Origin of the sequence: Bradyrhizobium vignae, assembly GCF_004114425.1 — a bacterium.
GTDB lineage: Bacteria > Pseudomonadota > Alphaproteobacteria > Rhizobiales > Xanthobacteraceae > Bradyrhizobium > Bradyrhizobium vignae.
In genome coordinates, this window is record NZ_RDQF01000025.1 from 19,149 (window position 1) to 31,116 (window position 11,968).

The window sequence follows — 11,968 nt, forward strand, 5'->3', positions numbered from 1 at the left end:
GATGCGCAAGGTTTCGCGCCTATCACGCTTCAACATCGCGTCGCTGGCGCTGGGCCTGGCGTTTCTCTATTTGCCGATTCTCATCCTCGTTCTCTATTCCTTCAACGCCTCCCGGCTGGTGACGGTGTGGGGCGGGTGGTCGCTGCGCTGGTACCGCGAGTTCTTCAAGGACCGCGCCATGATCGAGGCGGCCTGGATGAGCCTGCGGGTCGCGGTCTCCTCCGCGACGATCGCCACGCTGCTCGGCACGCTCGCGGCGGTGGCGCTGTCGCGCGGTGAACGCTTCCGCGGCCGCACGCTGTTTTCCGGCATGCTCTATGCGCCGCTGGTGATGCCGGAGGTGATCACCGGATTGTCGCTGCTCTTGCTGTTCGTCGCGCTGAACGCCGAGCGCGGCTTCTGGACGGTGACGATCGCCCACACCACGCTGACGATGTGCTTCGTCGCGGTGGTCGTGCAGTCCCGACTCGGCTCGCTCGATCGTTCGCTGGAGGAGGCCGCGATGGACCTCGGCTGCAACCCGGTTCGGGCGTTTATGGCCGTCACCCTGCCGCTGATCGCGCCTGCGATCGTCGCAGGCTGGATGCTCGCCTTCACGCTCTCGCTGGACGATCTCGTCATCGCGAGCTTCACCACCGGCCCCGGCTCGGCGACGCTGCCGATCCGCATCTATTCGGAGGTGCGGCTCGGTGTGAAGCCTGAGATCAACGCGATCTGTACGCTGGTGATCGCCCTGATCGCGGTCGTCATCGTCATTGCCTCGCTCGCCTCGAAGCTGTCGAGCTCGCAGGGCGAGAGCGCGGCACCGCTTTAGAGCAGGATGAGTTTTTGCTTGAAACGATGCGAGCCGAGGAGGCAGATCACCTCTCCCGACGGGAGAGGTCGGATCGCATCAAAGATGCGATCCGGGTGAGGGCTTGAGGTCTCGCTGATCGCTGCGGCCCCTCACCCGGATTGCTCAGGCGCGCAATTGCGCGCCGAAGCAATCCGACCTCTCTCCGCCGGGGGGAGGTGAACCGAAGCCGCCTCGATACGCACTCAGGACTTCACCGCACCCGCCGTGAGCCCGCCCACCATGTAGCGGCGGAAGGCGTAGTAGACCGCGGCCGGCGGCAGCGCGTAGATGAAGCCGGTCGTCATCAACAGCTCCCACGGCGAGTCGTCCGCGGCGAGGAAGTTGCCGAGCGCGACGGGGAGCGTGATCTCGCGATCGTTCGAGAGCAGCAGGAACGCGTAGAGATATTCGTTCCAGGCCAGCAGCACCGCATAGGTGCCGATCGCGACCAGCGAGGGCATCATCAGCGGCAGATAGACCAGTCGGAAGATCTGCAGCGTCGTGGCACCGTCCATCACCGCGGCCTCGTCCAGCTCCACCGGCAGCTTGTCGGAGGCCTGCTTGAGCACCCAGATCGCGTAAGGCGAGGCGATCGTCACCATGGCCAGGATCAGCGACCAGTGATTGTTGAGCAGGCCGTAATTGCCCATGGTGCGATACATCGGCACCGCGAGGAACGCCGCCGGGATGAAGTAGGTGAAGAGCGCGAGGTTCAGCACCATGCGTCCGCCCGGCACCTTCAGCCGCGAGATCGAGAACGCCGCGGCCGTGGCGATGAACAGCGTCAGCACGCCGACGGATGCCGCGATCAGCGTCGAATTCCAGAACTGGACGTAGAAGTCGCGCAGGAAATAGTGCTGCTGCTTGAACACGATCTCGAAGTTGTGCAGCGTCGGATGGTCCGGCCACAGCTTGCCCGAGAACGCGTCCTCCTTCGGGGAGATCGCGAACAGGAACATGTGATAGATCGGGATCATCGTCCACAGGAAGACGGGAATGCCGATCAGGAGCAGCCGCGCTTCCGTCGCGACGTCACGGAGAGAGGGAAGCTTCATCGCGACAACCGTTTCATCATGAAGTACACGAGCGGCAGGACGAACGGCATCGCGCAGACGATGGAGGCCATCGCGAGCGAGAGCTGGTCGAGCCGGAGATAGCGGATGCCGAGCGTCGACAGCACGTGCGTGAGGTCGGCCGGGCCACCGCCGGTGAGCAGGTAGACGCTGTTGAAATCGCCCAGCGTCCAGATCATCGAGAGCAGCGTGCAGGTCACGTACAGCGTCTGCATCGACGGCCAGGTGATGTAGCGGAACTTCTGCCACCAGCTGGCGCCGTCCACTTCGGCGGCCTCGAACAGATCGTGCGAGATCGCAAGGCGTCCGGTGATCAGGATCAACGTCCAGAACGGCAGCGATTTCCAGATGTGCACGGCGATCGCCATGCTCAGCGCCACTGTCGGATCGTTCAGCCAGTTCGGGCCGTCATCGCCGGTAAGAGAGAAGATGAAATGGTTGATCATGCCCCACTCGGGATTGAGCATGAAGCGCACCGACAAAATGGTGGGGATCGACGGCACCGCCCAGGGCAGGATGAAGATCACCGAGAGCCATTTGATCCAGGTGCGCTGCTGCGCGAAGAAGCCGGACAGGAACAGCGCGATCAGCATCTTGATGTTAATGCCGATGACCAGGAAGATCAGCGTGTTGACCGCGGCGCGCGCGAAGATCGGATCGTTGTAGAGCGCGACGTAGTTTTCCGGCGCGCGTGCCAGCCACAAGCCGTAGCCGACGGGATAGACGACGAAGGCCAGGAAAACGAGCAGATAGGGCGCGAGCAGGATGATGCCCCAGACCTGCGCCGGGCTCAGCCGCGACGACAGGGGCGGGCCGGGAATTGCCTGATCGCCAGAGAGCGTGATTGCCATTTTCGGACTCTTCAAAGAGAAGCCGGCCGCGAAACGCGGCCGGTATTGTTCTTATACCTCTCCCTGCAACGCGGGGAGAGGGGCCGATGACTAACCTGCAACCTGCTTGATGCGGGCGATCAGTTCGTCGACAGCCTTGTCGACCGGAACCTTCTCGCTGACGACGCGGTTCATCGCCTTCGCCCACACGTTCTCGTTGTTGAGAATCGTGAACTTCCAGTTCTTGGTGAAGTCGAACGCCGCGGTGCCGCCCTTGAACTGCGTGTAGACGGCCTTGCGGTGCTTGTCAGCCTGCCAGAACGGGCTTTCCTGGCTTTCCTTCGTCACCGGGAACCAGCGGCCGAGCGCACCCTCGATATAGGGACGGACGTTCTCTTCCTGGAGCAGGAAGCTGATGAACTGCTTGGCCTCGGCTTTGTTCTTGGCCGCGGTGAAGATCAGACCGGTCTTGACGTCGGAGCGGTACTTGATGGTCGAACCATCCGGCGCCTTCGGGAAGGACGCCGTGATGATGTCCTGCTCATAAGCCTTCTTGCCGGCCTCGCGCTGTTCCGGCGTGAGGTTCTGATTCTGGGAATCCTCGTACCATTTCGCAGCGATCGAGATCGTGAAGTTGTGGGTCATCACGATCGTCTTGTTGTGGAAGGCGACGTTGTTGTCGGGATCCTTCCAGGTGGTCGAGGACGGCGGGGTGCAGCCCTTGATGTAGGTGTCGGTATAGTCCTTCATCGCCTTGATCAGGCCGTCGCGGACCTTGGGATCATCGACCAGCAGCTTGCCGTCGTCGTCGACCAGCTTGACGTGGTAGGCATCCATGAAGGTGTAGAAGGACTGGAAGGCGTCGGTGGATTCCACGCCCATCGGCTGGCCCACGGCGTAGATGCGCTGGCCGGTGGCCTTGCGGATCGCCGGCTGCACCTTGTCGCACCAGAACGTCCAATAACCCGTCCAGTCGTTCGGGATATCGCTCTGCTTGAAGCCGGCCTTCTCCAGCATGTCGTTCCAGATCTGGACGTGCATGCTCTGCTGCTTCAGCGGGAAGCCATAATAGGCCTTCTTCTTGGTGACATCATTGTAGAGGATCGACGCATCGAGCGTGTTTTGCACGAACCGGTCTTTGATCGGCTCCATGATGTCCGTGAGGTCCTCGAGCTTGCCCTCATAGGCCCACTTGCCCTGCGCCTGCACGTCATAGGAATCGGAATAAGCCACATCGGGAACGGTGCCGGCATCGAGCGCTGCGACCGTCTTCGGGATCATGTCCTGGATCGCGTATTGCGACAATTCGACCTTGATGCCGGTCTTGGCTTCGAATTTCTTGATCGTCTCCAGCAGCGCGTCGTCTTCGGAACGATAGAAGCCCTTGCCCCACCAGACCGTGATCGTCTTCTGCTGCGCAAAGGCGGGTGCAGTGGCGGCAAACAGCCCAACCGCAGCGACCGCCAATGATACTGCGCCAATAACCTTGGATTTCACGTTTTTCTCCCTCAAACGGCCGGTGTTTTAACCGGTCGTATAAAACACTAGCGCATGGCCGTCCTCCGATCTAGCGACTTCTTGTCAGACCAATGTCCTGGGGGTGGAGGGGCTGTGGCGAATTCGCGCATTGATCCAAAGCTCGCATCAATGCATGCCAATCAATTCGCCTCGTGGCCTTGTCATCGTTTCCCTTTGAGGCCGGTCGAAGCGGCATTCGGGCTCGTGTCAGCGGATCGGGATCGTGGCCTGCCTTGTCCGCTCGTCCGGGAAGGCGAGCGCCATGCCTCGAGCAGCATCTTGAGAAATTGGCTGGCATGAGGAGATAGTGTCGCCCCATGCCTGCGCACGATTCCGATCGTCCGCGACACCTCCGGCTCGACCAACCGAACCGTGTGAATGATGGGGTGGCCGGCCGCCGGCGTCGCGAGCCTCGGCAGCACGGCGATGCCAAGTCCCGCTTCGACCAGGCCGAGCGAACCGGAGAGGTGGGCGACTTCATAGGACCAGTTCAGCTGCAGGCCATGTCGCGCCAGCGCATTGTCGATCAGCGCGCGATTGCCGCTGTTGCGACCGACCGTGATGACCCGGTGCGACACGATTTCCGACCAGCTGACCTGTTTGCGCGATGCCAGCGGATGGTCATGGCGGCAGGCCAGGACGAAAGGATCCTCGACCAGTTTCTCGAATTCGATTTCCGCATGCGAAGCGCCGATGAAGTTGATGCCGAAATCGGCTTCTCCGCGTGCGACCGCTTCCAATCCCTCGTTGGCACCGATGTCCAGAATCCGGATGCGAATGCGCGGATACGCTTCGGCAAATCGGCCGATCGCACGCGGCAGGAAGTAGAACACCGCCGTCGGCACCGCAGCCACCGAGACGAGGCCTGAACTGCGCGCGCCGATATCGTGGATGGCGAGCACCGAGGTCTCGAACTCGTCGATGAGGCGGCGCACCTTCGGCAGGAAGTCGCGGCCGGTCATGGTGAGATTGACGTGGCGCGTCGACCGTTCGAGCAACGGCGCACCGAGGCCTTCTTCCAGTTTCTGAATGCGTCGGCTCAGCGCCGGCTGCGACAGGTTCAGCGCCCTCGCGGTGCGGACGAAGCTTCCCGTCTCCGCCACGGTGATGAACGCCTTGAGGTCGAGCAGTTCTGCGTTCATGGCGGCAGCCTCCAATTATATCGATAACCGGAATAATACCTCAGATATTTGCATTTCACAAAAGAGTTCTGCCGGAGGATGCTCTGGCTCGCGCGAAGATGTCGCCAAACGGAAGAGCTCCATGAACGATCAGATTGCCATTCCCTGTGTGGTCATGCGTGGGGGAACCTCACGCGGGCCGTTTTTCCTGGCCCGTGATCTTCCGGCCGACCCCAAACTGCGCGACGCGGTCCTGCTGTCCGTGATGGGAGGAGGACACGACCTTGGAATCGATGGGATCGGCGGCGGCAATGCCGTCATCAACAAGGTCGCGATCGTCGGACCGGCAACGGTGGCCGGCGCCGATGTCGATTACCTGTTTGCCCAGGTGCGGGTTCGAGAGGGGATCGTCGATACCTCGCCGAATTGCGGGAACATGCTGGCGGCTGTGGGGCCGTTCGCAATTGAAGCCGGACTGGTCGCCGCCGCGGCAGATCGCACCCATGTGCGCATCCACAACGTCAATACCGGCAAGTTGATTGACGCGACCGTTCCGACACCCGCAGGACGCGTGACCTACGACGGCGAGGCGCGGATCGACGGTGTTCCGGGGACGGCCGCGCCGATCGAACTGTCGTTCCCCAACGCGGCCGGTGCACGCACTGGCCGCCTGCTGCCGACGGGACGTCCGGTCGACCGCATCGAAGGGATCGATGTGACCTGCCTCGACGCGGCGATGCCCGTCATGTTGGTCCGCGCGGCGGATCTGGGATGGACCGGCAGTGAGGCGCCCTCTGACTTCATCGACGGCCGCTTTCGCGCGCGTCTTGAAGACTTGCGCATCGAGGCGGGGCGCCGGATGGGCTTTCCGGATCCCGCAACGATGGTGATCCCGAAACCGGTTCTGATTGCGCCCGCGAGGGAGGCGACGTTGAACGTCAGGTACTTCATGCCGCATGACTGTCACAACGCGCTGGCGGTGACCGGCGCCGTCGCGATCGCGACGGCGTGCGTCACGCCTGGAACGATCGCGGCAGAGATGGTCGGATCACTGGCGCCGCCGGTGCCGATCACGCTTGCCCATCCTTCCGGCCAGCTCGTGGTCAGGCTGGAGCCCGGCCCGGTTGCACGGGTGCTGCGAACAGCTCGGCGAATCTTTGAGGGCCACGTCTTTGCCCGTCGGTCGCACGTGACTCATTCGGTGCTGGCGGCCTGAAGCCCGCCGCTTCCGAAACCATCAAGAACAATCAGAGCCATGGGAGAAACGAGAATGCAAAAGGAAGCACCGGTTGGGCATCCGAGCACCGAGGCGGGAAAGCCATTCTACCGGATTCTCTATGTCCAGGTGCTGATCGGCCTCATGCTGGGTGTCCTCACGGGCCATTTCTGGCCTGAATTTGGCGCCGCGCTGAAGCCCTTTGGCGACGGCTTCGTCAAGCTCGTCAAGATGATGATCGCGCCGATCGTGTTCTGCACCATCGTCAGCGGCATCAACAGCATCAGCGATTCCCGCGAGGTCGGCCGCACGTTGGTGAAATCCATGGCGCTGTTCTACCTGCTGACCGGGCTCGCTTTGCTGGCCGGGCTGATCGCAGTGTCCCTGATCCAACCGGGCGCCGGCATGCATGTTGCGGTCAATACGCTGGACCCATCGGTGGCCGCGAAATTCACCAAGCAGGCCGGTGCGACCGGATTCGCGGACTTCATGCTGCACATCATCCCGCATTCGTTCTTTGGAGCGTTCGCCGATGGTGAGGTGCTGCCGGTCCTGCTGATCTCCATCCTGATCGCCTTTGGCCTCAGCCGTGCCGGCGATGGGGGTGTCGTGGTGACGAAGGCAGTCGCCTCGTTCTCACAGGTGCTGTTTGTGTCTTTCGGCTTCATCATGAAGCTCGCCCCGCTCGGCGCCTTCGGCGCCATGGCGTTCACCGTGGGCCGCTACGGCATCCGTTCGATCGGGTCGCTCGGACTGCTGATCCTGACCTTCTATATCGCTTGCTCCGTCTTCGTGGTGGTCGTGCTGGGTGCGCTGGCGCGGCTGAACGGCTTCAGCCTGTGGAAGACGATCCGCTACTTCAAGGAAGAGCTGCTGATCGTGCTCGGCACGTCGTCGTCGGAGCCGGCGCTGCCTGGAGCGCTGCGCAAGCTGGAGCAGCTTGGATGCCGGAAAGGCGTGTCGGGGCTCGTGTTGCCGATGGGCTATTCCTTCAATTTGGACGGCAGCGCCATTTATCTCACCCTGGCGTCCATCTTCATCGCGCAAGCCTGTGACATTCACCTGTCGTGGGGGCAGATCGCAGCAATGCTCGGACTGATGCTGCTGACGTCCAAAGGGGCCGCCGGTGTCACCGGCAGCGGCTTCGTCGCGCTTGTCGCCACCCTCTCTGTCATGCCGGATCTGCCCGTGACCGGCGTGGCGCTGCTCGTCGGCATCGACCGCTTCATGTCGGAGGCGCGGGCGCTGACCAGCATGATCAGCAACTGTGTCGCATCCATTACCATTTCGCTGTGGGAGGACGCCTGTGATCGCGAGGTGTTGGCCCGTGAGCTGGGACAAGGCAGCACTCTCACGCCCGCGGCAGGAATGAAGACCGGCGAGGCAACGGCGGTGCGGGAGGATAAAAGCTGGATCGCGACCACGCAATCGGCCGCTTGACGGCACGTTGCGATCGAGCCGCTCGCAATGTCCAATCAAGCAATCGAGCCCGTGGCGCTGAAGTGCCGAACCCGACAGAGCGCGTTAGTTGGACTTGGCGCTCTCTTTGGCGTTCTCCGCCGTCGGCGATTCCGCCGGTGCGGGACGCTTTCCGGTGCCGGTGATGCGCTCGATTGCGGAGCGCACGGCGTCACCCCCCTTGCGGTCCTTCAGCATGTCGAGCAGCGGCGCGGAGGCCGGCGAGCGGCGGATCAGGCTTTCCGGATCCGGAAAGATCAGCGGATCGTCCCAGGGGCCCTGCACCACGAAGGGCAGTTCGAACCCCGACGCGCCGTTGAGGCTCGCCACGCCCTTCATGTCGTATTCGCGTGCCGGCACCGAGGCGGTGCCGGTGAGCGTGATCTTCGTCGCCGGCCCCTCGACGCGGATGTCCTCGGCGGTGGCGATCCCGTCGGAGAATTTCACGGCGATGGTGAGATTGTCGTAGGGCGTCGAGCCGCTGCGGAAATTGCCGCCGCCCGACAGCGGCCGCCGCTCCAGCCGCTTCAGGAGCTGCTCGGCGTTGAAGCCCGAGATCGCACCGTCATGCCCGGTCACGGTGGCGCTTCCGTCGAGTGACTGCACGAGGCCGAACGGGCTCGATCCGGAGGCGAGCAGCGAGACGTTGATGTTGCCGCGGCCTGACAGCTTGTTGAGACCGAACAGTTCGGTGGCGCAGGCCTGGAGATCGACGTCGGTGAACTGGAATTGCGCCTTGATGTCGGCGACGGTGTCGGACCGCGCGATACCGAACGAGCCCTTTGCGATCCCGCCATAGACCTGCGCCTCGCCGACGGAGAGCGCCAGCGTGCCGTTGCGCAAATTGGCGCCGATCGCGGTGCGGCCGAGCTTCGTCGGCCCGACCGTCAGCCTTGCAGCCGACAGGCGCATGTCGAGGTCGGTGGTCGACAATCCATTGAGATCGAACAGCTGCCTGTTCCAGTCGCGCGCGCCGCTCGCGAGCAGGCGGAACGTCGAGATATAGGGCGTGAAGTCGAGCGCGTCGGCGGCGAGCGTCGCCTGCAGCGTCTGCCGGCCGTTGTTGGCGTAGGTCATGACGCCCTCGGCGGCATTGCCGTCGAGCTCGACATTGACATTGGTGAGCGCGATCGAGGCGCCGACGACGTTGGCGCGCGCCTTCAGCGCGAAGCGGCCGAAGCCGCCGCTGCCGGGCTGCGGCTGCCCGGTCCAGCGCAGCGCGTTGCGCAAGGACGGGCTGTCGACCGTGAGCGTGCCTTCCATCATCGGGCTGGTGCGATTGGCGACGCTGCCGTCGAAGGCGAGCTTGACCGGCGCGCTGGCGATTCGCGCCTTCAGGCCGGACCGGTCGCCGGAGAGGGCGGCAACGAAATCGGAGAAGCTGATCGAGCCGTCGACGCGCTCGCCGCGCCAGTCGAACTGTCCGGTCGCAGCAAAGGAGCGCGAGATCGAAGGCCAGGCCAGCGACAGGTCGATGTCCTCGAGCTTCTCGGTGGCATGCGTGGCGGGGTCCTCGTAGTCGAGCACGCCGTCCTGGATGCGGATTTCGGAGAACGAGACCTGGTTCTCCGCCCCGGGCTTCATGGTGCGTGCGATGGTCTGGATGAAGGGCGTCCAGTTGCTTTCGCCGTCCGGTTTGAGGCTGACATGGATGCGTGGCCGCAGGAGCATCAGGTCGGCGATCTCGAATCGTTGCAGCAGCAGCGGCAGCAGCCGCAAATTCGCGGTGAGCACCTCGACCTGGAGCGCGGGAGCGCTGGTGCCGCCGCCCTTGAGGCCGACGTCGTGGAAGGAGATGTAGCTCGCCGGCAGCACCGAGATGTCGATGCTGCCCGCGACGCTGAGCTCGAGCCCGGTGACGTCGCGGATCTGCGCTTCGACCGCCCTGCGCAGCGCGTCGCGGTTGATGAGCCAGGAGGTCGCGATCAGGGCGATCAGCGCGACGCCGAGCAGCGCCGCGATCGGCGTCCCGAGGCGCTTCATTCCTTGGGCCATGGTCAATGGCATGTCCTGATCGGGTTGGTCGTTGGAGCCAGAAGGGCGGGCCGGGAAACCTGCGCGCCCACGCCCAACCCCCGCAACTTGATGGGTTTTCTTGACGCTTTCAAGGCCGCGGCACGGTTATGCCCACGGCGTGGGCAGCTTCTATCACCCAGCGGCGGAGCGGAGAACCCCGTATCATTGACGGCTTCGGACGATTTCGCCTAATAATCGCCGCCAATAAGGCGCGACGCCTGCAAGCCGAAGGTTCAGTCGAGGTTTTTTGCATGAATAAGGTCTATCCCGACGCCAAGTCGGCGCTGTCAGGCATTCTAAAAGACAACATGATGATCATGTCGGGCGGCTTCGGCCTCTGCGGCATCGCCGAGGAGCTGTCGGACGCGATCCGGGAGTCCGGCGTCAAGGGCCTGACGGTGGTCTCCAACAATGCCGGCGTCGACGGCATCGGCCTCAGCCGCCTTCTCGAAACCCGCCAGATCAAGAAGATGATCTCGTCCTATGTCGGCGAGAACAAGCTGTTCGCCCAGCAATTCCTCGCCGGCGAGCTGGAGCTCGAATTCAACCCGCAGGGCACGCTGGCCGAGCGCATCCGCGCCGGCGGCGCCGGCATCCCGGCCTTCTACACCAAGACCGGCGTCGGCACGCTGATCGCCGAAGGCAAGGAAGTGAAGGAGTTCGACGGCGAGAAATATCTGATGGAGCGCGGTCTGTTCGCCGACCTCGCCATCGTGCACGCCTGGAAGGGCGACACCGCCGGCAACCTCATCTACCGCAAGACCGCGCGCAATTTTAACCCGATGATGGCGACCGCCGCCAAGATCACCGTGGCCGAGGTCGAGCATCTGGTTCCGGCCGGTGAACTCAATCCCGACCACATCCATACGCCCGGCATCTTCGTGAAGCGCATCGTCGAGGTCGGTACGGCCAAGAAGCGCATCGAATTCCGCAACACCCGCCCGCGCCCCAGCGCATGATCCGGAAAAGTGGAAGCCGGTTTTCCGATCAGATCATGCGCCACTAAAGAATCGACAGGAGACCAAGATGGCCTGGACCCGTGAACAGATGGCTGCGCGCGCCGCGAAGGAATTGCGTGACGGTTACTACGTCAATCTCGGCATCGGCATCCCGACGCTGGTCTCGAACTACATCCCTGACGGCATGGACGTCTCCTTGCAGAGCGAGAACGGCATGCTCGGCATGGGCCCGTTCCCCTATGAGGGCGAGGAAGACGCCGATCTCATCAATGCCGGCAAGCAGACCGTGAGCGAGCTGCCCTCGACGTCCTATTTCTCCAGCGCGGATTCCTTCGGCATGATCCGCGGCGGCCACATGGATCTCTCGATCCTCGGCGCCATGCAGGTGGCTCAGAACGGCGATCTCGCCAACTGGATGATCCCGGGCAAGATGGTCAAAGGCATGGGCGGCGCGATGGATCTCGTCGCTGGCGTCAAGCGCGTCGTCGTGGTGATGGAGCATTCCGCCAAGGATGGTCCGAAGCTGCTGAAGAAGTGCAACTTGCCGCTGACCGGCGAACGCGTGGTCGACATGGTCGTCACGGATCTTGCCGTCTTCACCATCGACAAGCACGGCGACGGCGGCATGGCGCTGATCGAACTTGCCGACGGCGTCTCGCTCGACGAGGTCAAGGCCAAGACCGAAGCCGAATTCCGCATCGCGCTGAAGAACACCTGAGGCTTCAGAACACCTGAGGCTTCGCGAAGGGGGCGCGCATGACGATACGGTCTGCGCGTCCCGAAGAGATTCAGGGGCGGCGCTGATCAATGCGGCTCTGCGGGTCAACGTCGGAAGCATCCTTCATCTGAAAAGGTTTTGATGACGGGTGCAGTGTGCGCCGATCACGATAAGAGTGTTTGCGCTGCGACAAGCTTTTGCCGGATTCACGCTGGCGCGCCGTC

General features: G+C 63.1%; 10 protein-coding genes. 5 read left to right on the forward strand and 5 right to left on the reverse strand.

The genetic code is table 11. The features are described from left to right. Position 1: 1 nt before the first annotated feature. On the forward strand, positions 2-814 hold the full coding sequence (locus EAV90_RS21465; RefSeq protein ID WP_129144617.1) for an ABC transporter permease: 813 nt from the start codon (positions 2-4) through the stop codon (positions 812-814). A 224-nt stretch (positions 815-1,038) separates the two neighbouring features. Here the strand turns inward: EAV90_RS21465 and EAV90_RS21470 are convergent, their stop codons facing one another. The 4 genes from EAV90_RS21470 to EAV90_RS21485 all read right to left on the reverse strand — a co-directional run bounded on the left by EAV90_RS21470 (position 1,039) and on the right by EAV90_RS21485 (position 5,398). Next, complete coding sequence (locus tag EAV90_RS21470) at positions 1,039-1,890, reverse strand: carbohydrate ABC transporter permease (RefSeq protein ID WP_122405588.1); 852 nt, start codon at positions 1,888-1,890, stop codon at positions 1,039-1,041. Next, positions 1,887-2,759, reverse strand: a complete 873-nt coding sequence (locus EAV90_RS21475) for a carbohydrate ABC transporter permease (RefSeq protein WP_122405587.1) — start codon at positions 2,757-2,759, stop codon at positions 1,887-1,889. The genes EAV90_RS21470 and EAV90_RS21475 overlap by 4 nt, the downstream gene beginning before the upstream one ends. A gap of 90 nt (positions 2,760-2,849) precedes the next feature. Beyond that, a complete protein-coding gene (locus EAV90_RS21480; RefSeq protein ID WP_122405586.1) occupies positions 2,850-4,235 on the reverse strand; it encodes an ABC transporter substrate-binding protein in 1,386 nt (461 codons plus the stop codon). Between the two features lie 182 nt (positions 4,236-4,417). Then, positions 4,418-5,398, reverse strand: a complete 981-nt coding sequence (locus EAV90_RS21485; protein ID WP_129144618.1) for a LysR family transcriptional regulator — start codon at positions 5,396-5,398, stop codon at positions 4,418-4,420. 121 nt (positions 5,399-5,519) lie between these two features. On the opposite strand from EAV90_RS21485, the gene EAV90_RS21490 reads away from it, so the two are divergent. Then, complete coding sequence (locus EAV90_RS21490) at positions 5,520-6,593, forward strand: 4-oxalomesaconate tautomerase (protein ID WP_129144619.1); 1,074 nt, start codon at positions 5,520-5,522, stop codon at positions 6,591-6,593. Positions 6,594-6,647: 54 nt separating this feature from the next. Continuing rightward, a complete protein-coding gene (gene dctA / locus EAV90_RS21495) occupies positions 6,648-8,033 on the forward strand; it encodes a C4-dicarboxylate transporter DctA (RefSeq protein ID WP_129144620.1) in 1,386 nt (461 codons plus the stop codon). An 84-nt stretch (positions 8,034-8,117) separates the two neighbouring features. Here dctA and EAV90_RS21500 read toward each other — a convergent pair whose 3' ends face one another. Further along, positions 8,118-10,046: an AsmA family protein gene (locus tag EAV90_RS21500; protein ID WP_164937052.1), complete on the reverse strand. Its 1,929-nt coding sequence runs from the start codon at positions 10,044-10,046 to the stop codon at positions 8,118-8,120. A gap of 272 nt (positions 10,047-10,318) precedes the next feature. On the opposite strand from EAV90_RS21500, the gene EAV90_RS21505 reads away from it, so the two are divergent. Together EAV90_RS21505 and EAV90_RS21510 are read left to right on the forward strand one after the other, a co-directional pair. Beyond that, positions 10,319-11,026, forward strand: a complete 708-nt coding sequence (locus tag EAV90_RS21505; protein WP_122405582.1) for a CoA transferase subunit A — start codon at positions 10,319-10,321, stop codon at positions 11,024-11,026. A gap of 67 nt (positions 11,027-11,093) precedes the next feature. After that, positions 11,094-11,744 (forward strand): CoA transferase subunit B, encoded by a 651-nt coding sequence (locus tag EAV90_RS21510; protein WP_122405581.1) that lies wholly within the window; start codon positions 11,094-11,096, stop codon positions 11,742-11,744. Positions 11,745-11,968 lie beyond the last annotated feature (224 nt).